The 19,784-nt window shown below is 60.2% G+C and carries 15 protein-coding genes and 1 pseudogene; 12 read left to right on the forward strand and 4 right to left on the reverse strand.

Annotated elements, in window-relative coordinates:
* The first annotated feature begins 89 nt into the window (after positions 1-89).
* From ACLBWT_RS12740 to ACLBWT_RS12755, 4 genes and pseudogenes are all read left to right on the forward strand, one after another.
* Positions 90-293: a cold-shock protein gene (locus ACLBWT_RS12740; protein ID WP_048744382.1), complete on the forward strand. Its 204-nt coding sequence runs from the start codon at positions 90-92 to the stop codon at positions 291-293.
* A 68-nt stretch (positions 294-361) separates the two neighbouring features.
* The gene (locus ACLBWT_RS12745; protein ID WP_048744384.1) at positions 362-607 is read left to right on the forward strand and encodes a cold-shock protein; all 246 of its coding nucleotides are present in this window, start codon (positions 362-364) and stop codon (positions 605-607) included.
* A gap of 256 nt (positions 608-863) precedes the next feature.
* Positions 864-1,158: pseudogene (locus ACLBWT_RS12750) on the forward strand (GNAT family N-acetyltransferase).
* A 68-nt stretch (positions 1,159-1,226) separates the two neighbouring features.
* Positions 1,227-1,553, forward strand: coding sequence for a DMT family transporter (locus ACLBWT_RS12755; protein ID WP_447663482.1), 327 nt, complete (start codon positions 1,227-1,229; stop codon positions 1,551-1,553).
* Between the two features lie 502 nt (positions 1,554-2,055).
* Here the strand turns inward: ACLBWT_RS12755 and ACLBWT_RS12760 are convergent.
* Positions 2,056-2,196: a hypothetical protein gene (locus ACLBWT_RS12760; RefSeq protein WP_447663483.1), complete on the reverse strand. Its 141-nt coding sequence runs from the start codon at positions 2,194-2,196 to the stop codon at positions 2,056-2,058.
* A 285-nt stretch (positions 2,197-2,481) separates the two neighbouring features.
* Between ACLBWT_RS12760 and ACLBWT_RS12765 the strand changes: the two genes are divergently transcribed.
* The 5 genes from ACLBWT_RS12765 (at position 2,482) to gntK (ending at position 10,387) form a co-directional block, all read left to right on the forward strand.
* A complete protein-coding gene (locus tag ACLBWT_RS12765) occupies positions 2,482-3,804 on the forward strand; it encodes an ABC transporter substrate-binding protein (RefSeq protein WP_447663484.1) in 1,323 nt (440 codons plus the stop codon).
* Positions 3,761-5,587, forward strand: a complete 1,827-nt coding sequence (locus ACLBWT_RS12770) for a sensor histidine kinase (protein WP_447663485.1) — start codon at positions 3,761-3,763, stop codon at positions 5,585-5,587. The genes ACLBWT_RS12765 and ACLBWT_RS12770 overlap by 44 nt, the downstream gene beginning before the upstream one ends.
* Positions 5,565-7,208 carry a response regulator transcription factor gene (locus ACLBWT_RS12775; RefSeq protein WP_447663486.1) on the forward strand — a complete coding sequence of 548 codons (1,644 nt, stop codon included), beginning with the start codon at positions 5,565-5,567 and terminating at the stop codon, positions 7,206-7,208. Before ACLBWT_RS12770 ends, ACLBWT_RS12775 begins: the two co-directional genes overlap by 23 nt.
* Before the next feature lie 21 nt (positions 7,209-7,229).
* Positions 7,230-8,588: a GntP family permease gene (locus tag ACLBWT_RS12780; RefSeq protein ID WP_447663487.1), complete on the forward strand. Its 1,359-nt coding sequence runs from the start codon at positions 7,230-7,232 to the stop codon at positions 8,586-8,588.
* Between the two features lie 275 nt (positions 8,589-8,863).
* The gene (gene gntK, locus ACLBWT_RS12785) at positions 8,864-10,387 is read left to right on the forward strand and encodes a gluconokinase (RefSeq protein WP_447663699.1); all 1,524 of its coding nucleotides are present in this window, start codon (positions 8,864-8,866) and stop codon (positions 10,385-10,387) included.
* 107 nt (positions 10,388-10,494) lie between these two features.
* On the opposite strand, the gene ACLBWT_RS12790 is transcribed toward gntK, so the two are convergent.
* Positions 10,495-11,418 carry a TetR/AcrR family transcriptional regulator gene (locus ACLBWT_RS12790; protein ID WP_447663488.1) on the reverse strand — a complete coding sequence of 308 codons (924 nt, stop codon included), beginning with the start codon at positions 11,416-11,418 and terminating at the stop codon, positions 10,495-10,497.
* A gap of 175 nt (positions 11,419-11,593) precedes the next feature.
* Between ACLBWT_RS12790 and ACLBWT_RS12795 the strand changes: the two genes are divergently transcribed.
* Positions 11,594-13,180 (forward strand): MDR family MFS transporter, encoded by a 1,587-nt coding sequence (locus tag ACLBWT_RS12795; RefSeq protein WP_447663489.1) that lies wholly within the window; start codon positions 11,594-11,596, stop codon positions 13,178-13,180.
* A gap of 88 nt (positions 13,181-13,268) precedes the next feature.
* On the opposite strand, the gene ACLBWT_RS12800 is transcribed toward ACLBWT_RS12795, so the two are convergent.
* Positions 13,269-13,667: a cadherin-like beta sandwich domain-containing protein gene (locus tag ACLBWT_RS12800; protein WP_447663490.1), complete on the reverse strand. Its 399-nt coding sequence runs from the start codon at positions 13,665-13,667 to the stop codon at positions 13,269-13,271.
* A gap of 166 nt (positions 13,668-13,833) precedes the next feature.
* On the opposite strand from ACLBWT_RS12800, the gene msrA reads away from it, so the two are divergent.
* A complete protein-coding gene (gene msrA / locus ACLBWT_RS12805; RefSeq protein WP_447663491.1) occupies positions 13,834-14,484 on the forward strand; it encodes a peptide-methionine (S)-S-oxide reductase MsrA in 651 nt (216 codons plus the stop codon).
* Between the two features lie 4 nt (positions 14,485-14,488).
* On the opposite strand, the gene ACLBWT_RS12810 is transcribed toward msrA, so the two are convergent.
* Positions 14,489-15,097, reverse strand: a complete 609-nt coding sequence (locus tag ACLBWT_RS12810) for a manganese efflux pump (RefSeq protein WP_447663492.1) — start codon at positions 15,095-15,097, stop codon at positions 14,489-14,491.
* Positions 15,098-15,442: 345 nt separating this feature from the next.
* Here ACLBWT_RS12810 and ACLBWT_RS12815 point away from each other — a divergent pair, with 345 nt between their 5' ends.
* Positions 15,443-19,732 carry a glycosyl hydrolase gene (locus ACLBWT_RS12815; RefSeq protein WP_447663493.1) on the forward strand — a complete coding sequence of 1,430 codons (4,290 nt, stop codon included), beginning with the start codon at positions 15,443-15,445 and terminating at the stop codon, positions 19,730-19,732.
* The last annotated feature ends 52 nt before the right edge of the window (positions 19,733-19,784 follow it).

The raw sequence follows: 19,784 nt of genomic DNA on the forward strand, positions 1-19,784 counted from the left end.
GTATTTGAAGGGGCCGCTTTCGCTGCCTTTTCCGATGAGTGATCTTTTTAAGATCATACATGCAAATAAACATTTTGGAGGTAACACAAATGCAAACAGGTACAGTTAAATGGTTCAACGCAGAAAAAGGTTTCGGTTTCATCGAAGTTGAGGGCGGCGAAGACGTATTCGTACACTTCAGCGCTATCACGGGCGAAGGCTTCAAAACTCTTGACGAAGGCCAACGCGTTGAATTCAACGTTGTTCAAGGCCAACGCGGTCTGCAAGCTGCAGACGTAGTAAAAGTATACTAATCATCGCCAGCGCCCTGCTAGATGCAGGGCCTTTTTGTTAGATTCATAGAGGAGGAGGTAGTGTTTCCATGTACTATTCCCGAAAGAAGACGCAAGAAGAACTGCCCACCGAGATGACCCCCGTCTGGACTTGTTCCAAAGACGGCTGCAATGGATGGATGCGGAAGGATTACGCTTTCGAGCAAGAGCCGGTCTGCTCCATCTGTTCTTCTCCGATGACCTCGGGCATGCGAGACCTACCCGTCCTTATGGAATCGACCAGCGCCCTGCAGGCGGCCAAGAAAAAAGCGGCTGCCAGCCAGCAGGAAACGTAGGGATTCGGCAGCGATGCCGCAATGAGGGACCCGATACCCGTCGGGTCTTTTTTTGCATGGCGCGGACTACGAGCTTTGAGGGACGGTCATGGACCTTCGATTGGCGGAAGAGAAGGATTATGCGGCGGTGGCCGCATTGAACAAGCAGGTATTCGACTTTCATGCGGATGCCAGACGGGACCTGGATCGCAAGGTGGAAGGCCAGTTCACCCGGGCCGTCTACGAAGGATGGCTGAATGACGGGGAGATGGACGTGATGGTCCTGGCAGGCGACGGCGGGAGCCTGCTCGGGTATGCCGCCCTCGAGTGGCAGGAGGCGCCGGACAGACCGGTGTTCCAGCCGAGAAAGACCGTGTTCATCCGGGATCTGGTCGTGAACGAGGAGCATCGCGGACTCGGACTCGGACTCGGGTCCAGGCTGATGGAGCAGGTTATCCTCTACGCGCGGCAAGGGCGCCCATGCGGTCGATCTCAACGTCTTCGAGTGCAACACTTCGGCTATCCGCTTCTATGAACGGCTGGGGTTCGAGATGCGGGATCGGATGGTATAGATGGTATACTGGAACGGATTGTTCATTCGGCCCGCGTCCACTTGGGCCATTCGGGGAAGGTGTTCGGCATGAAGGGGTATTTGTTTCTGGCTGCGGCCATCGTCAGCGAAATCTTCGGGACGTCCATGCTCAAGGCATCCGGCGGCTTCAGCAGGCTGTGGCCGAGCCTGGGCACGGTGGCCGGATTCGGCATCGCGTTCTATTGCTTGTCGCTAGCTCTTCAGCATATTCCGCTCGGAATCGCGTACGCCATCTGGTCCGGTGTCGGGACTGTCATCACGGCCGCCATCGGCATCATCGTGTTCAAGGAAACGGCGAGCATGACGACCGCGATTGGCATCGCGCTCATCGTCGCCGGCGTTGTCGTGCTGAATTTGAAGGGCGCTGCGCACTGAGGTTATTCGCGAAGCCGAGGTTATCGGACATGGAATCTGATTCATAGGTTTCGCATACATAGGCTTTGCATCTAACACAGGCTTTCCATCGGATGCATAGGATTTGAAAAGAACGGGCTCCGCAATCGGACGGGGGCTTTGTGTCGGACATAAGATCGAATCGGACTTAGGATGATTGTATCGGACATAAGATAAAATCGGACTTAGGATGATCGTATCGGACATAAGATCGAATTAGACATGAAATGGTACCGGACATACGATCCGTTATTTTTGGGAAAACAGCCAATCCGTGCACTTATCGGACATAGGATCCGTTATTTGAGGTAAAAAGCCTGTTTTCAGGGGCTAATCCTTCAAATAAGGGATCATATGTCCGTTAAATTTTTTTGAATGGGTAAATTCGTTCAAATAACGGATCGTATGTCCGGTACTGACAGCAAGGCGTTTAGACGGTCTTCTTCATCTGGTGTGTCTTGTCCAATTTACCCAATGCCTCCTATTACTGTGACAACACCCACACATCCATAAACAAACACCAAAGCATCCATAAATCCATAAACACCAAAGCATCCATAAACACCACCACAAACACCAAAGCAAGCATCCATACATCCATAAACACCAAAGCATCCACACTCACAGTCAAAACATCCACCCATAGAAGTGCGGCATCCATAAACCAACCGAACAACGGCCTAGGCGATGTGCCTCTTCAACAATTTGCAAAGGCGAAGGGCCCAGCGTCGACCTATGTCTTCGTGAATATGCTCCTTCGTTCTTCCAGAGGAGTCATTCTTTTCCCTGAATCTCCCTTTCCCGCAACAATTGCTTGAACGGTGGTTATTATATTTAGTATTCGTTATATCCCGAGCTTGCGCGCTGGGGTATCGTTAAGCATGCCGAAGGGCAGCAAGGGGGAAGCAGCATGAACTACGGGCGAAAAGCTGCCAGAACAGGCCGGCTGGCGGCAATGGCTCTCCTCGCGGCAATGGCGCTGCTCGCCGGCTGCGCCGGACCAGGTTCCGGCGGAGATGGCGGAGCAGAGCCGGACAAGCCGTTTCAAGGCAAAACCCTCGTGTTCGCGGCGGCAAACCATCCTTGGGCCGATGTCATCAAGCCACTCCTGCCTGAATTCGAGGCGGAGACGGGCATGAACGTCATCGTCCAAAGTTATTTCGAAGATCAGCTTACCCAGAAGCTTATATTGCAGCTGACGAGCGGCACGGGCACGCCGGATGTGTTCATGTACCGGCCGCTGCAGGAAGGGCGGATGTTCGACCGCAACGGCTGGCTGGAGCATCTGGACGGCTATGTGAAGCAGGACTCGGCTTACGCCTGGAGCGATTTCTCGCCCCAGGCGGTCCGCTCCGCTACGGTGGACGGACGGCTGGCCGGCATTCCGGTCGTTACGGAGCAGGGCGTGCTTTATTACCGCAAGGATCTGCTGCAGCAGGCCGGAATACCGGTGCCGAAGACGCTTCAAGAGCTGGCCGAGGCGGCGCGGAAGCTCCATGATCCGGCAAGCGGCATCTATGGCTTCGTCTCCCGCGGCCAGCGCTCGCCGCTCGTGACGCAGGTATCGTCGTTTCTTTATTCCGAAGGCGGGGACTTCACCTCAGGCGGCAAGGCCGCCATCAATACGCCGGAGGCGATCCGGGCGTTCAAGCTGTACGGAGGGCTGCTCCGGGATTACGGCCCCCCGGATGTCATCAACATGTCCTGGCCGCAGGCGATCGCGTTTTTCGCGGAAGGCAAAGCGGCCTTTTACACGGATGCGACATCCATCTACCACAGCGTCACGGACCCCGGACGCTCCAAGGTGGCGGACAAGGTCGGTTTCGCGCCGTTCCCCGCAGGCTCGGGAGGCTCCCGGACCTACAGCATCACCTCCTGGGGCATGGCGATGAATCCCCGGACCGCCGACAAGGACGCGGCGTGGGCGTTCATCCGCTGGGCGACCAGCAAGGAGAACGTCCTGGCCGCTCAGGCGCTGGGCAATACCGGCGCCCGCAAGTCCGTATGGAGCCTGCCGGAAGGCACGGCGGCGTTCCCGCCGGAGCTGGCGGCTGTGATCCGCGGTTACGGAGATACGGGCATCGACCACGACCGTCCGGTGGCGGTCCATGTAGCCGAAGCGCGGGAGGCGGTAGGGGAAATCGTGCAGCGGGTGATGACGGGCTACCCGGACATCAAGCAGAAGGCGGATGAGCAGAATGCGGTTCTTCAATCGATTCTGGATCGCGAATAACCGCGGCGCCGGTCGGCGCCGGGTGTCCCTGTTCACCAAGGTAGTCGCCGTCCTGGCGCTGCTGCTGATTCCGGTCCTGCTGCTGTACAGCTATTCCAACCGTCAGGCGGAAAAGGTCGTGGAGGAGCAGCTGCGCTCCTCCAATCTCAGCGAGCTCGGCTTCTTCGCGAACCGGATGGACAACGTCATGGAGAGCCTGTCGCTGTTCCCGGTCATTCTCAGCTATGACCCCCATATCCGCGACTATGTCGCCGGAGAGGGGGAGGCGAAGCTCAACCCGCTGAAGGCGCAATCGCGCATCCGGGAGAAGCTGAGCCTGCAAAGCGCTTCCGGCAGCTGGACGAACGACCTGTCGATCGCTCTGCCGCGGCAGAGCTCGGTGCTGAGCTCGAACATCTACGTCAACGGAGCGGCGGCCTGGGGCTGGGACAAGCCCATCCGCAAGGAATGGACGTACGAGGAGGATCTGTCGCGGGGCAACCCGGCGGGAACGTTCCTCCGCGAGACGGCCGAGCCTGCGGACGCCAGACTTGCAGGCGAGGCGGACGCCGTGTTCCAAGTGCGCTTCCCGGCGGAGGCGCTGCGGGATCTGCTGGATCTGTACCGCAAGGACAAGCGCAGCGATCCCTTCCTGTACCGTCCCGGTCAGGAGCTTATATTGGGCAGCAGCTCGGACCGCGCCATGGCGGAGGCCATCCGGGACGGAGTGCTGAGCCGGACGGAGGCGCCCAGAGGCCAGCAGACGATCGAGGTCGGCGGCCAGTCCTATCTGGTCAGCTATGTGAAGTCCGCTCAGCTGGGCTGGTATTTGGCAGATTCCGTCCCGGTCCAGCGGATCCTAAGTCCCATCACATCCGTCCGCAACTGGTTCTACGGCTCGATCGCCGCGCTCGTGCTGATCGGATTCGTCTCGGCGCTGCTGCTTTACCGCAATGTGCAGATTCCGCTGCAGAAGATGATCCGCGGCGTGCGCCGCATGAGCAGCGGGGACTTCTCCTCGAGGATCGATTACAAGGCGGGGAGCGAGTTCGACGATCTGATCGGGCATTACAACGAGATGGCGGGCAAAATCCAGGTGCTGGTCGAGGATGTGTACACGGAGCGGCTGCGCTCCCGCGAGGCGACGCTCAAGCAGCTGCAGTCGCAGATCAATCCGCATTTCCTCTACAACTCGCTGTTCTTCATCGCCAACTCGGCGATGATGGAGGACCGGGATGCGGTCATCGCGATGGCGGAAAACCTCGCCGACTACTACCGCTACTCGACCCGTCTGGAAAACCAGCTCGTTCCCGTGCGGGAGGAGCTGGAGCTGGTCCGCAGCTACCTGACGATCCACAACCTGAGAATGGACCGGCTTCAATATGAGATCGACGTGCCGGAAGAGCTGCAGGAAGTCCTCATCCCGAGGCTGCTGCTGCAGCCGCTCGTGGAGAACTCCATCGTGCACGGCATCGAGCCGCGCCTCGAAGGCGGCTGCATCGTCATCGAAGGCCGGCAGGAAGGCGGCTGGTGCAGCCTCATCGTGAAAGACAACGGCGCCGGCTTGGACGCAGCAGGGCTGGACCGGCTGCGCAGACAGCTCAGCGAGCCGATGTCGGATGAGATCGGCTGCGGCACCTGGAACGTGCATCAGCGGCTGCAGTATCAATTCGGAGATGAATCCGGGCTGCTGCTGCAGGCCGTAGACGGCGGAGGCTTCCGTGCGGAGCTGAGATGGCGCTGCGGGAGCGGCAGCCGAATCGAGGAAGGAGGAGGAGAAGATGGCGCAGCTGCTCATCGTTGACGACGAGGCCCATGTGGTCGACCGGCTGGCAGCGACCGTCGACTGGCAGACCATCGGAGTCGAGCTGGTATTCAAGGCTTACTCCGGCGTGGAGGCTCTGGAGCTGCTGCGGCAGTTCTCGATCGACATCGTCGTATCCGATATCCGGATGCCTGGCATGTCGGGGCTGGAGCTGATCGCGGAGATCCGCGGCAGCTGGCCGAAGACGAAGTGCATCCTGCTGTCGGGCTACTCCGACTTCAATTATGCCAAGGAAGCGATCCGCCATCAGGCGGAAGCTTATCTTCTCAAGCCGGTGAAGGAGGACGAGCTGACCGCCGCCGTCCGCTCAGCCATCGGCAAGCTCGAGGAGGAATGGGAGGAGGTCATCTCCCAGCAGCGGCTGAGCTACGCGCTGAAGGAAAATCTGCCGCTCATGCGAGCTTCCCTGCTGCTCGATCTGCTGCAGGGGCGGATTCCCGAAGAGGCGGCTCTGCGGGAGAAGATGGGGCTGCTGGAGCTCTCCGGCGGAGAGTGGAGCCGCTGCTCGCTCATGGTCGTGCGGCTCGACGAGCTGTTCCTCCAGTACGGACCGCAAAATCCGGAGTGGAAGGAATACGCGATCGGCAACATGGCCGGAGAGCTGTTCGGTTCGCGCTACGCGATCTGGCCGGCCAAGGATGCCTATGGCTATTATGTGTTCGCCATGGCTCCGCGCCGGGATTCGCCGCATGGCCATGATGCCGCCTGGTTCGAGCGTACGGCTGCGGATCTGCAGACGGCGGTCTCCTCGTACCTGAAGGCGAAGATTTCCGTCATGGTCTGCCAGGAAGGACGGTTCCCGGAGGAGATTTCCGGTCTGTACGGCCGGCTCGTGGATTCCTTCCGCGGACGCATCGGCGATGAGCGGGAGCTGTTCATGAGGCTCGAGGATACGGGTCTCGATGCCGGCATCAAGCCGCTGGAGAGCCTCTATGAGCCGCCTGCGCTGATCCGCTTGTTCGACGCGGGCAAATGGGGCGAGATGGAGAATAAGCTGCAGCGGGTATTCGCCGAGCTGGAATCCGATGGAGCCGGCTCGCAGGAGCTGCTGCTCGAGGTTTATTTCACGCTGGCAGGAGCCTATGCCTATATCGCCCACAAGAACGGCCGCCAGCTGTCGGATCTGCTCGGCGGCGATTACGCGGCGATGACCGAGGCGCCTCCGTTCCGCTCGGTGAACCAGCTGAAGGAATGGACGCTGCGGACGCTGCGGCGCATCCGGGAGGACATGCAAAAGGAAACGAAGGATTCGCGTGCGGATCTGATCCGCGCGATCCAGAGGTACGTCGAGGAGCAGATTACCGGCGACCTGTCGCTGCAGGCGGTGGCCGACCGGGTCCATCTCCACCCGGTCTATCTCTCCAAGCTCTACAAGCTGGAGACGGGGGAGAACCTGAGCGATTACATGCAGGCGGCCCGCATGGGCAAGGCCGAGGAGCTGCTGAAGGGCGGCTCCGCCAAAATCTATGAGATCGCGGCCAGCCTCGGCTACCAGAGGCCGCATTCCTTCAATTTTGCGTTCAAGAAGCAGTTCGGCATGACGCCGCAGGAATACCGGGACCTGTATGCGGACGTTCAATCCGGAACCCCAACCAAATGACAACCAAGAGGTGATTGTATTATGCTGTTAGTAATCGTTCTTCTCGCCATCGTTGTGCTGCTCCTGCTGATCACGGTCGCGAAAATCAATCCGTTCGTCGCGCTTATCGTCACGGCGATCGGCGTCGGACTGGCGGCGGGCATGCCGCTGCTCTCCGTCAAGGACGGCCCCGTTGGCATCATCGACTCCATCAAGACGGGCTTGGGCAACACGCTCGGCCTGCTGGCGATCGTCCTGGCGCTCGGCACGATGCTGGGCAAGATGATGGCCGAATCCGGCGGCGCCGAGCGCATCGCCACGACGCTGATCCGGCTGTTCGGCCAGCGCAACGTCCAATGGGCGATGATGGTCGTCGCTTTCATCGTCGGCATTCCGGTCTTCTTCCAGGTCGGCTTCGTCCTGCTCATCCCGCTCGTGTTCACGATCGCCCGCCAGACGGGCGTGTCGCTCGTGAAGATCGGCGTGCCTCTCGTCGCCGGCCTGTCCGTCGTGCACGGCCTTGTGCCGCCGCACCCGGCAGCCATGACGGCCGTAGGCATCTTCAACGCCGACGTCGGCAAGACGATTCTTTTCTCTCTCATTGTCGGCCTGCCTACCGCCATTATCGCAGGCCCGCTGTACGGCAACTGGATCGGCAAGCGCATCCATAAGGAAGTGCCGAAGGCGATCGGCGACCAGCTGACGGAGAACGTGGACAACAAGGAGCTTCCCGGCTTCTTCAACACCGTATTCACGATTCTCGTTCCGGTTATCTTGATGCTGGCGGCATCGATCGCAGACGTGGCGCTGAAGGGCAAGGCGGACTATGCCGGCCTGTACGATTTCTTCAAGTTCATCGGCGACCCCGTCGTCGCCCTGCTCATCGCGACCATCTATTCGTTCTTCAGCCTCGGCTTCTTCCGCGGCATGAGCCGCGAGAAGGTGCTGAAGTTCTCCAACGACTGCCTGGCGCCGACGGCGACGATCCTGCTCGTCATCGGAGCGGGCGGCGCATTCAACCGCGTGCTGCTGGATTCCGGCATCGGCGATTACATCGCGGAGCTGGCGACCTCGTCCCATCTGTCCCCGATTCTGCTCGGCTGGGGCATCGCGGCATTGATCCGCGTCGCGACGGGCTCTGCTACCGTATCGATGATGACCGCGGCCGGCATCGTGGCTCCGATCGCCGTAGCCATGCCGGGCGTCAGCCCCGAGCTGCTCGTGCTGGCGACGGGAGCGGGATCGCTGATCCTGTCTCATGTCAACGACTCCGGCTTCTGGCTGATCAAGGAATACTTCGGCATGACTGTGAAGGAGACGCTGCAGACATGGACGGCGCTGGAGACGATCATTTCGGTGGCGGCGCTCGGGTTCATTCTTGTGCTGGATCTGTTTATTTAAATCATAACGGGGAGAGGCGGACGCCAGCGTTCGCTTTTCCCTTTGCAGGTTGACCGGAAACACCGAACCTGGATAGGCTCCGGAGAAACAGCCGTATGTCTACGAAGGGTTTTTCTCCGAAGTCGTTGAGCGTTCGCTTTTGAAAAGGCGGGCTTCGCCCTCGCCGAGGGTTCAGTCGAGCACTCCGTCTTCAACTGCGATCGTAATGTAGTATCCATTTTTGCGTTCATGACGGTCATCCATCGGGAGGAGGTTGAAAAGTGGGCCAAGCCTATATGATCGGCACCGACATCGGGACGACGAGCACCAAGTCCGTCCTGTTCACCACAGACGGCAAGCTTAAGGCCGTGCATCATATCGAGTATCCGCTTTATTCGCCGACGCCGGCGACCGCGGAGCAGGACCCGGAGGAGATTTTCGCCGCCGTAGTCGGCTCGATCAAGCAGGTCATGCTGGAGAGCGGGGTGGACCCGGCACAGGTGAGATGCGTGTCGTTCAGCGCCGCCATGCACAGCCTGATCGCCGTCGACGGGACGGGCAAGCCGCTCACCCGCTGCATCACCTGGGCGGACAGCCGCAGCGCCCGCTGGGCGGACATCATCAAGAGCGAGCATGACGGGCATGAGATCTACCTGCGCACCGGCACGCCGATCCATCCGATGTCCCCGCTGGCGAAGCTGCTCTGGCTGCGGAACGAAGAAAGCGGGCTGTTCGGCAAGGCGGACAAGTTCATCTCCATCAAGGAGTTCGTGTTTCACAAGCTGTTCGGGGAGTACGTCGTGGACCATTCGATCGCTTCGGCGACGGGACTGTTCAACATCCATGAGCTGGACTGGGACGCGGGCGCGCTGGAAGTGGCGGGCGTCGACACGTCCAAGCTGTCCCGTCTGGTCCCGACCCGGCATGTCATGACGGGATTGGACGAGACATGGGCGGAGCATATGGGGCTGCCGGCCGACATCCCGTTCGTTGTCGGAGCCAACGACGGCGTGCTCTCGAATCTGGGCGTCAATGCGATCGATCCCGGCGTCGTCGCCGTGACGATCGGCACGAGCGGGGCTATCCGCACCGTGACCGACAAGCCGCGCGTCGATCCCAAGGGACGGATCTTCTGCTACGTCCTTACGGAGGATATGTATGTCATCGGCGGGCCGGTCAACAACGGCGGCATGATCTTCCGCTGGATCCGCGACCAGCTCGGGGCATCCGAGAAGGAGACGGCGCTGCGGATCGGCCGCGATCCGTACGACCTGCTCTCGGATATCGCCGCTCGCGTCAAGCCGGGCTCGGACGGCCTGATCTTCCATCCGTTCCTGTCCGGAGAGCGGGCTCCGCTCTGGGATTCCAATGCCCGGGGCTCCTACTTCGGCCTGGGGCTTCACCACAAGAAGGAGCATCTGATCAGAGCCGCGATGGAAGGCGTCATCCTCAATCTGTACACCGTCTTCCTGGCTCTGCAGGAGCTGATCGGAGAGCCGGGCAAGATTCAGGCCACCGGCGGCTTCGCCCGCTCGGAGCTGTGGCGGCAGATGATGGCCGACATCTTCAACCAGGAGGTGCATGTGCCGGAGAGCGTCGAGAGCTCCTGCCTCGGAGCGGCGATTCTCGGCCTGTACGCGATCGGAGAGGTCGATTCTCTCGGCGTCGTGTCGGAGATGGTCGGCGGCACTTATCGGCATGAGCCGATTCCCAAGCATACGGAGATCTACCAAGAGCTTACCCGGATCTATATCCGCGTGTCGCGGCTGCTGCAGGACGAGTACAAGAGCATCGCGGATTTTCAGAGCAAATGGGTGTGAGCATCAAGAAAAGCCGTCAGCCGGTAACCCGGCTGGCGGCTTTTTGGTTTGTCCGGAGTCAAAATTGAAGATGCGGTCTTAGAGCTATCCGGCGATCAGCCCGGGGTCTAGGGCGTCTCCGGAGAGTCGGGAGCAGGCGATGAAGCATCCTTCCAAGCGGCCAGCGCCGCCCGGACCGCCGCCGTCTCCGGCCATCCGCTCAAGCCCTCCACGGCTTGGAGCAGCGCGAGCATGCCGTCGAGCACGATCGGCCTGGGGACGGGCGCCGCCGCTTCCTCCACGAGCATGGCGGCCGCATGCCGGGCATCGCTGCCGGCCTGGCCGGCAAGCTCGGGCTCCAGCCTCCTCGCCAAAGCGCCAGCCGCCTCGACGAGCCTGCCGCGTTCCGTCCCATTCCTGAAGTCGCCCTCGGGATAGAACGAACGGAACGCCTCCGAAGTCAGCACAGGCTCTTCCTTGGAACCCTCCAGCCCGCGGACGGCATCCTCCAACCGGCCGATGATCATCCTGGCGAGCTTCTCCGAGCTCAGCGGGACGTCATTCAGCAGGATGAAGCCGATATACTCGCTGACCAGCCCTGTCGCGAGCGCGGTCAGGTCGAAGGCGTGAGGCTCGATCCTCGCGCCGTAGACGCCGACCAGCTGGTTGCGGAACCAGACGAACGAACGGAGGCGCGCATTCATGGAGAGCTCCCTCATCTGCTCGCTCAGGCTGATTTGGCCGCTGGAGAACAGGAGCAGCATCTTGCTGTGGGAGGTCAGCTCATCCAGTTGGGTTTTGATCTGCTGGAAGAGGCTCTCCCTGGAGCCCGGCTCATAGCGGACTGCCGTAGCCGTCAGCATGGCGGACATGCGCTCGAGATAGGATTCGAATACGGATTGAATCAATTCCTCCTTCGATTTGAAGTAGAAGTAGATTCCGCCCTTGGCGATGCCGGCCGCGTCCGCGATATCCTGCATGGTCGTCTGGTGATAGCCTTTCTGCATGAATTGCTCCATGGCGTGATGTATGAGCCGTTCTCTTTTATCCATGAATAACTCGCCCCCAAAGCAGTTGACCGAGCGGTCAAACAGAACTATAATAAGTGCTATGTTTTGAATGGATAGGATTGGGAAAGTAATTAAAAGTATAGCTTTATAAGCTTTTCTATTCAATTCCGGCTTCATTATAACATATGACCGAACGGTCAAAAAGCGAGGGATCAACATGCAATCAACCGGCATCAACCGGAAATGGGTGCTTACCGGCCTTATTATGGGAATGTTTTTCAGCGCCTTGGAGCAGACGATTGTAGGCACGGCGATGCCGACCATCATCACCGAGCTGCAAGGCTTCGAGATTTTCGCCTGGGTGACGACCGCCTACATGATCGCTTCGACCGTCGTCGTTCCGATCGTCGGCAAGCTGTCGGACATGTACGGCCGCCGGCTGCTCTATCTGATCGGGGCCATCATATTCGCCGCGGGCTCCGCGATGTGCGCCACGGCCACCTCCATGGAGCAGCTGGTATTGTACCGCGGCCTCCAGGGGATAGGCGGCGGCATGCTGATGCCGCTGTCGCAGACGATCATCGGCGATATTTTCACCGCCGAGCAGCGGGCAAAGTGGCAGGGCGTATTCGGGGCGATCTTCGGCCTCAGCTCGGTGATCGGTCCATTCATCGGCGGCGTCATCGTCGACAACGTCAGCTGGCACTGGATCTTCCTGATGAACGTGCCCTTCGGCATCATCTCCGCGCTTCTGATCTACATCGGGCTGAAGCAGGAGACGGTCCGCCTGGAAGGCAAGGCCAACATCGACTACCTGGGCATCGTCACGCTCGTTCCGGCGCTGATCCTGTTCTTGTACGGACTGACCTTCGGCGGCGACAAGTTCGCCTGGGCGTCGGGCACAAGCTACCTGATCTTCGGCGGAGCGCTCCTCTTTACGGCATTGTTTCTTCTGGCCGAGAAGTTCGCGGCCGAGCCCGTGCTCGATCTCTCGCTGTTCCGCAACCGCGTCTTCTCGGTGACGAACGGCCTCGGCTTCCTGCTGGGCCTGGGCATGTTCGGAGCCATCATGTTCGTGCCGCTGTATATGCAGGGCATTCTCGGGGTGTCCCCGACAAAAGCCGGCTCCACGATGACTCCGATGATGATCGCGCTGATCGTTGCGAGCGTAATCGGCGGCCAGCTCCTGCTCCGCATCAAATACCGCACCGTTCTGGCAGCGGGCATGCTCATCACGACGGGCGGCTTCTACCTGGTCAGCACGATGGGGCTGGACACATCGCAGTGGACCGCTTATGTGTACATGGTCATTCTCGGACTCGGCATGGGTCTGGTCATGCCGACGCTGATGATCGCCGTGCAGAACGAATTCCCGAAAAGCCGGCTCGGCACGGTCACGTCCGCATCGACCTTTTTCCGCTCCATCGGCGGCACGATCGGCGTCACGGTGCTCAACGTCGTCATGAACAATACGCTGCGCTCCAATGTCGAGACGATGTCCGCAGAGGCGAAGGCCGGCGGCAGCGGCGACGTCGTCCAGGCGGTCGAGGGCATCGAGAAGAGCGGCGTGGACCTGTTCAGCGTCATCGTGTATCCCGACAAATTCCCGCTTCCGGCGGAGCTCAAGGACAAGGTCGTGCTGTTCATCCAGCAGGCTTGGGTGGATTCCTTCGAGACGGTGGCTCTTACCGGGCTCGTGTTCGTCGCGCTGGGCATCCTGGTCGCGCTGCTGGTCGGAGGCAAGCGGATCCAGCGGGATTCGGAGAACGCCAAGGACGGCCAGTCCGTTCATGCGGCTCATTGAGCAGGAAACAACGTAGCAGAAGCATCCTCAAGATAAGCAACAACGCTCCCCTATTCAGGGGAGCGTTGTTTGGTAGGAGGCATGGGAATCAGCCTGGGACAACTGCAGCTTCTTCCAGGGTGACGGTATAGGTGATCTCGGTCGTTTTGCCATAGCTGTTGGTAGCTGCGAGGTTGAAGGTGTTGAGGCCTGGCTTCAGATCCAGGTTGACGCTTCCGCCGTCGCTGTAAATCAATTGATCGTTCAGGAAGACTTTGGGCGAGTAATCATTCTCATCCGATACGGTCCATGTCAGCGTCACACGTGCGGAGGATGTTTTCTCCGGGGCGTATCCGAGAGCGAGGATCGGAGCGGACGGATTGAAGGTTATGGTGCGTATCGTCTCTGCCGTTTGCCCCAGTTTGTTTACGGCTTTGACTTTGAACGTGTTGGCTCCGGATTTGAGGGTGAAGGATGCATAGCCGTAAGGGCTCTGTTCATCGTTCACGTATACTTTCGGGCTGGTCCTGCTCCTTTGCTGGAAGATCGGATGAGCATGGGAGTATTTTACTATATTATCGGGACGAATGGAGATAATTGGAGAAGGAGTAACTAAAAATAGATAGGATCCGGAAAGGTTCGGATGCGGGATGTTCTCTAAGGAGGCAGGAAGAATGGGAAATGATCTTCATGACATGAAAGCCGTGGACAGCGCCGCCTTCGCCATGGGCTGCTTCTGGAGGCCGGAGGCGTTGTTCGGATCGCTCCCCGGAGTGATCCGCACCCGTACCGGTTATGCCGGAGGCACGTCGCTGAACCCGGACTACCGGCATATGGGGGACCATTCGGAGACGGTGCAGCTTCAATACGATCCGTCGGTCATCTCCTACCGCGAGCTGCTCGATTTGTTCTGGAGCAGCCATAATCCGGCCAATATCAACGGGTACAAGGGCAGGCAATACCAGTCCATCGTCTTTTGGAGCGGCCGGGAGCAGCTGGAGGCCATCCGGGAGAAGCTGAGCGGCCTGGCGCTCGAAGGAAAGCCCGTGCCGGATACGGAGATTGCCGAAGCGGCGGAATTCTGGGTGGCAGAGGAGCGGCATCAGAAGTATGACCTCAAAAGGTTTCCCGATGCGGTGAAGAAGCTGGACGCCTTGTTCCCGTCCCGCGGGGAAATGGAAGCCTCGACGCTGGCTGCCCGTCTCAACGGGCTGGCCAAAGGCTGCACGAACCGCCAGCGGATTCTGGAGGAGATGGCCGGCTGGGAGCTTGCGGAAGAACGGAAGCGGCAGTATGCGGCGGCGCTCCAGGAGATCCGCTGGTAGCCTGTCAGATGAAGATCTCGTAGAGTCCGATGGCCGCGAGCAGAAGGCCGCCGATCGCGTTGGAGTAGCGGCCCAGCCATGTTCGGGCCAGGCGGACGCCGATTCCGGCCCCGATTCCGACCGTTGCCAGCGAGAAGATCCCGATCGAGAGCGTCACGCCTGCCACGGACAGTCCGGTGGCTCCGGCTCCGATGCCGCTGGCGATGCAGTTGAGCGACAAGGCCAGCCCCAAAGCCCAGCCTTCGCTCCAGGATAGAATCTGATTGCCGTCGCGGTCGGCCTGCAGGGGGTTTTGGAGGAGGGTACCTCCGCTTGGAGAAGCCGCCCGGCCAGCTCTGCTTGCTTCTCTCAAGCCGGATGTGATCGCCAGCAATCCCATGACGGCGATGAGCGCTCCGCCGATGCTGTTGGCGGCATCGGGATCGAGAAAGTCGGCCAGGAAATGGCCGCCAAGCATGGCTACGCAAGTCGCGGCCATGGAGAGGAGCGCGATCAGAAGGTTCGATCGGAATGGAATCAGCGTTCTCTTCGCGCCAAAAGCGATCCCGATGCCGAGATTGTCGAGATTGGCGGCAATCCCGATGCCGATGATGCTGAGCCAGTGCATGGTCATTCCCCCATCCTTGAATATGCTTTTTAGCCTATGCGCCCATGGGCGCGGGAGTGCCGGGGCATCGCCTCATCGACAAGGAAGGGTGGCGGAATCGGGCATTGCGGCCCCGTTCCGGCAACAAGAGAGTCCGGATCCGGGCTCTTTTTTGTTGGTCAGATGCCTTGACGCGGCAACAGGGTTCAAACTAACGGGCGCTAACAAAGAAAGACAACAGAGAGCTATTAATCATAACCGGGAGCATGTTTTTCGCCTGCTGGGGACTTATATAATGGAAAAATAAACCGCTTACATTTCCATGCAGGCTTCAGCGGCGGTTTGAATTCAATCCAGTCGAGGAGGATATCGATGAAGAGGACTCCCAAAATGCTCGCTGCGCTCCTTACAGCTGCTTTGGCGACAGCGCCCGTCATGTCGGCGGCAGCAGCCGCAGCTCCGGCAGGGCAGACAGCCGGCCAAGGCGCAACAGATACGCAAGGACACTGGGCTCGCGAGGCGATCTCCCAATGGATGGCGAACGGTGTCGCAGCCGGATATCCGGACGGCAGCTTCAAGCCGGATGGAAGCATTACGCGAGCGGAATTCGCGACCTTGATCAACAAGGTGTTCGGCTTCTCGGGCGCGTCCGGCCAGCCGTTCAGCGACGTCAAGGAAGGCGCCTGGTACCAGTCCGCGCTCTCCGCGGCCAGAAGCGCCGGTTATTATGAGGGCGTCGCCGGGAACAAAGCGCTTCCGCTGGCGGCCATCTCCCGCCAGGACGCGGCAGCCATGCTTTCCCGGGTATTTCAGCTGGAATTCAATGACAGCGCTTCCGGAGGCTTGACCTTTATCGATGCCGCTCAAATCAGCGGTTACGCCCGGCAAGCCGTCCAGTCGCTGGCGGGCATGCTGAGCGGATACCCGGACGGGTCGTTCCGACCGTCCGGCGACATAACCCGAGCCGAGGCGGTCACGCTGCTGAACAAACTCGTGGCCGGATACTACGCGCAAGCAGGCACATCCGCTGAAGGCAAGGTGGCGGGCAATGCGCTGATCAATCATGACGGCGTCGTCCTGAAGGGGCTGACCATCAGCGGCAATCTCTACCTGACGGCCGGCATCGGCAGCGGCGATGCGACGCTGGACGGCGTCAAGGTCGCAGGCAAAACCTTCATCGCTGGCGGAGGCCCGAACTCCGTCCATATCCGCGATTCCAGGCTGAACGAGGTGCTCGTCAACCGTCCGGACGGACAAGTCCGCGTCTGGGCAAGCGGAACGGAGATCAGCCGTCTGGTCGTGAGCAGCCCGTCCAAGGTTGAGCTTGAAGGAGGGACAAAAGTCGTTTCCGTAGAGATCAACGCAGCAGCCTCCATGTCGGCGAGCGGCAGCTTCTCCATCGGAAGCCTGACCGTGAATGTCTCCGGAGCGGCCTGGAACGGAACTGTAATCGAGAAGGGCATATACTCGGTGGAGAACGGGGCCCTGAAGCCGTCCGGAAGTCCGCTTCCGACCGCTGCACCCGCGCCGTCGACGACTCCTTCCGTTACACCTGCGCCGACTGCAACGCCGACGGTCACGCCTGCACCGACGACAGAGCCTACGGCAACACCGGCACCGACGGTTGCTCCGTCGCCGACAGCTGCCCCTACATCGACGCCGGCCCCAACCGTGACGCCAGCGCCTGCTGCGGTCAATCTGGTTGACCGCAAGGCAAGCGCCCAGACGCGCTCGCTGTTTCTCTACCTGAACGAGCTGCGCGGCAAAAACATCCTGTTCGGCCAGCAGCATGCCACGACGGAAGGGCTGTCGATCACGGATCGGGACGGCACGCAATCCGATGCCAAAAACGCCGTGGGTGAATATCCGGCGCTCTTCGGCTGGGACACGCTCAGCCTGGAAGGCAAGGAGAAGCCGGGCGTAGCCGGCGACTTCGAGAAAAGCCGCGACAACCTGGCCGCCGTCATGAAGAAGGCCTATGACGACGGAGGCGTGCTGACGCTCAGCTCGCATATGCCGAACTTCGTCACGGGCGGCAGCTTCTACGACGTGAAGGGCAATGTCGTCTCTCATATCCTCCCCGGCGGGGACAAGAACGCGGAGTTCAACGCCTTCCTCGACAACATCGCCGACTTCGCCCATCATCTCAAGGATGACGACGGCAATTTGATTCCAGTCATCTTCCGTCCGTTCCATGAGCAGAACGGCAGCTGGTTCTGGTGGGGAGCCGCCTTCACGACCAAGGACGAGTACAAGGAAATCTACCGCTATACCGTAGAGTACCTGCGGGACAAGAAGGAAGTCCGCAACTTCCTGTACGGCTTCTCGCCGGGCGGGGGCTTCGGCACGGACGAGAGCCGCTACATGGAAACCTATCCGGGCGACGACTATGCGGACATCATCGGCTTCGACAGCTATTACAACGGCGAGGGACAGAGCTGGTTCGACGGCGTCGTGACGGAAGCGAGGACGGTCTCCGGAATCGCGGACGCACGAGGCAAGGTCGCTGCCTTGACGGAATTCGGCTATCAGAAAATGAGGACACGCGGCAACGCGACGCCGGACTTCTTCACGAGGCTGTCCGCGGCGCTGCAATCGGATCCCGACGCAAAAAGAATGGCGTACATGCTGACATGGGCCAACTTCGGACCGGACTCCACCTATGTTCCGTACCCGATGCCGGATGGTCAGGAGAATCAGATGCTGCCCGACTTCATCAAATTCTACAACGAGCCGTATTCCCTGTTCGCGGCCGGTGTAACGGGAGCTTACGACCGCAAGGCCGACACATCCGGGGAGCAGCCGTTCGTCCATGTGGCTTCTCCGACCGACCAGAGCACGGTCCGCTCCAATGCGGCCGTGATCCGGGTGCGGGTGCTGAATGCGGCTCCGTCCAAAGCGGTGTATCTTGTCGAAGGCTCGGATCGGGAGATTCCGCTGACCTTGGATTCCGCCAGCCGTTATTATACGGCTGTATGGTCGCCTGCCGGCGCCCTGAACGGAAAGACGGCTGCCCTGACCGTGAAGGTCTATGGGGAGGACGGCTCCGTGCTGCATGAGCAGACAAACACGGTATTCGTGAAGGTTCCGGAGATCGAGGTCGGGACGTACGACTTCGAGTCCGGCATTGAAGGCGTGCAGAACAACGGCGGCTATCAAGCGAGCGTCGACGCGATCGATGCAGCCGAATTCAACGGAAGCTCCGCCCTGAAGCTGACGGTGAGCCGGCTCGTCCACAGCGATACTTGGCAGGAGATGAAGCTGGAGTTGAAGAACGCCAAGGACGTCGCCGGAGCGGCAGACCTCAGCGGCGTCAAGCGGATCAAATTCGAGGCCTATGTGCCTGTGTCCGCAGGGGCGAAAAGCGAAGGCAAGGGAAGCCTTCAGGCTGTCGGCCAGCTGCCCCCGGATTGGGAAGACAAATACGGAATGGGCACGACTCAAGTATCCTTGAGCGATCTTCCGATCGTCACGATCGGCGGCGTGGATTACTACCGCTATGCGCCAGTCATTGATTTCGCCGACGCGGACAAGCTGAAGCAGGCCGGCTCGATCGCCCTGTCCCTTGTCGGCAGCGGCTTGAACGCGGACAGCTCCATTCCGGTCTACATCGACAATATCAAGCTGTACAGCACGTATGCAGATGCCGTGCTTGATCCGGCCATGGTCGATGACTTCGAGGGCTATCTCGGCAGCAATGAAGCGCTCGGCTCCAAGTTCGTCCATGCCGGCGGCGATTCCACGAGTACCGCGCTGGACAGCGCGCACAAGAGCAGCGGCAGCTACGGCCTGAAATACACGTACACGCTTGCCGGCAGCGGGTATGCCGGCATCACCAAGTCGCTCGGCGGCGTGGACTGGTCGGGCTTCAATGCGCTCCAGTTCTGGTACCAGCCGGACGGCAAAGGCCAGAAGCTCGTCATGCAGATCAATGCGGACGGCAAAACCTACGAGTATTACCCGGACACGACCGGAACGGAAGCGAGGCTCGTCACGGCTCCGTTCAATGAATTCGCTCCGGCCAATGGAGCGACCGGAACGCTGACCAAGCTGAAGCTGGCCAACGTGCAGGCGTTCTCCATCTACACCAACGCCGTGCCCGGCGGCAACCAGCTGACCAGCTCCATGTACTTCGACGATATCAAGGCGCTGGCAGACCCCAATGCGGGCACGGTGCCGAACGGCAGTGCAAATGGCGGCCTTCCGCTTGGAGTGCTGTACGATTTCGAGTCCTCGGCATCGAACTGGAGCGTCGACAACAACGGCTTGAACCTGTCGGCTCCGGCTCTGGAGGACGACGGCGCCGGCAAGGCTCTCAGCTCGGCTATCCCGGCGAACGTCTCCGGGGAAGCGACGAGCGAGCTGACCCGCTACGGGGCGCTCGACTTCACGAACGCTTCCAGGATCAAGGTCAAGGCCCGCATCTCCGGCGGAAGCGCTTCGGCCCAGCTGTTCATCAAGCATGGCAGCGGATGGGCTTGGGCATCCTCGGGAACCGTTCAGCTGACGGACGAGTACCAGTGGATCACCCTCGACCTCAACGGCACGAAGGATGCCAATGGAGGCAAGATCGACAAGTCGTTCATCCAGGCGATCGGCGTGCAGATTGCCAAGGCGTCGGGCGGCGGCAAGGTGTTTATCGACGACGTGACGCTGGAATAGCGGCCTCATTATTGTTCTCCTAAACCAAACAGCGGCGGAAGCCGGGCGCGAG

The sequence above is a fragment of the Paenibacillus sp. D51F genome, from assembly GCF_053345695.1.

What these genes read in the sequence shown, in the direction of transcription:
- ACLBWT_RS12810 (WP_447663492.1), bottom strand. Translation starts at nt 15,097, where the DNA reads ATGACCATGCACTGGCTCAGCATCATCGGCATCGGGATTGCCGCCAAT.
- ACLBWT_RS12815 (WP_447663493.1), top strand. Translation starts at nt 15,443, where the DNA reads ATGAAGAGGACTCCCAAAATGCTCGCTGCGCTCCTTACAGCTGCTTTG.
- ACLBWT_RS12770 (WP_447663485.1), top strand. Translation starts at nt 3,761, where the DNA reads ATGAGCAGAATGCGGTTCTTCAATCGATTCTGGATCGCGAATAACCGC.
- ACLBWT_RS12780 (WP_447663487.1), top strand. Translation starts at nt 7,230, where the DNA reads ATGCTGTTAGTAATCGTTCTTCTCGCCATCGTTGTGCTGCTCCTGCTG.
- ACLBWT_RS12765 (WP_447663484.1), top strand. Translation starts at nt 2,482, where the DNA reads ATGAACTACGGGCGAAAAGCTGCCAGAACAGGCCGGCTGGCGGCAATG.
- ACLBWT_RS12740 (WP_048744382.1), top strand. Translation starts at nt 90, where the DNA reads ATGCAAACAGGTACAGTTAAATGGTTCAACGCAGAAAAAGGTTTCGGT.
- ACLBWT_RS12795 (WP_447663489.1), top strand. Translation starts at nt 11,594, where the DNA reads ATGCAATCAACCGGCATCAACCGGAAATGGGTGCTTACCGGCCTTATT.
- ACLBWT_RS12745 (WP_048744384.1), top strand. Translation starts at nt 362, where the DNA reads ATGTACTATTCCCGAAAGAAGACGCAAGAAGAACTGCCCACCGAGATG.
- ACLBWT_RS12755 (WP_447663482.1), top strand. Translation starts at nt 1,227, where the DNA reads ATGAAGGGGTATTTGTTTCTGGCTGCGGCCATCGTCAGCGAAATCTTC.
- gntK (WP_447663699.1), top strand. Translation starts at nt 8,864, where the DNA reads ATGATCGGCACCGACATCGGGACGACGAGCACCAAGTCCGTCCTGTTC.
- ACLBWT_RS12790 (WP_447663488.1), bottom strand. Translation starts at nt 11,418, where the DNA reads ATGGATAAAAGAGAACGGCTCATACATCACGCCATGGAGCAATTCATG.
- msrA (WP_447663491.1), top strand. Translation starts at nt 13,834, where the DNA reads ATGGGAAATGATCTTCATGACATGAAAGCCGTGGACAGCGCCGCCTTC.
- ACLBWT_RS12775 (WP_447663486.1), top strand. Translation starts at nt 5,565, where the DNA reads ATGGCGCAGCTGCTCATCGTTGACGACGAGGCCCATGTGGTCGACCGG.